Source organism: Enterococcus camelliae (assembly GCF_042685105.1).
Classification (GTDB): domain Bacteria; phylum Bacillota; class Bacilli; order Lactobacillales; family Enterococcaceae; genus Enterococcus_G; species Enterococcus_G camelliae.
In genome coordinates, this window is record NZ_JBHUMO010000006.1 from 1 (window position 1) to 590 (window position 590).

At 40.0% G+C, this 590-nt stretch carries 1 pseudogene; it reads right to left on the reverse strand.

Annotation, left to right across the window (positions count from 1 at the left end):
* Nucleotides 1-574, reverse strand: a pseudogene (locus ACFSR0_RS01240) (IS5/IS1182 family transposase); the annotation flags it as partial.
* Between the last annotated feature and the right edge of the window lie 16 nt (nucleotides 575-590).

The window sequence follows — 590 nt, forward strand, 5'->3', positions numbered from 1 at the left end:
GATCGATACTCAAATCGAATTTGGCTCCAAATTCGACGGCTGCTTTTTGTTTTCCTCTCACAATCGGACGAACCCAAGGCTGATGGAAACTCACAATACGCTCTGCAACGGAATGTGTTTTATTGTCATACATGAATTGTTGTTGTTCGTAAACTTTTTGAAGCGTTTCCCAATCTCCCTGCAGGGCCAGCGGAATGAGGATTCCTTGTTCTAGAAATTCTTTGATCACTTTGATATCCCTTTTCACAAAAGAAAGGAGCTTGCGAATTTCAGCACGCAACCATTTTTTGGCTTTTTTCTTACGACGAACGATGCCTAAATACACCCTTCGAGCTTTTTTTCGATAGACTCTGGGCTTTTTCAGTTTTTTCCCTTCACAAACAACATCGATGATTTTCTCGGCATGGGTACGGGCATCATTCAACAATTCTGTATCGGTTGGATATTTGATGTTTTGTGGAGCACAAGTGGCATCCAAAATCAATATTCCGGAATTGAAATCGTCATGAGAATCGTTGTCCTTATCGTCTTTTTTCTTGTTGAAGACGAGTATTTTTTCATTGATTTCTATCAATGTTGTTTCGTCCAAG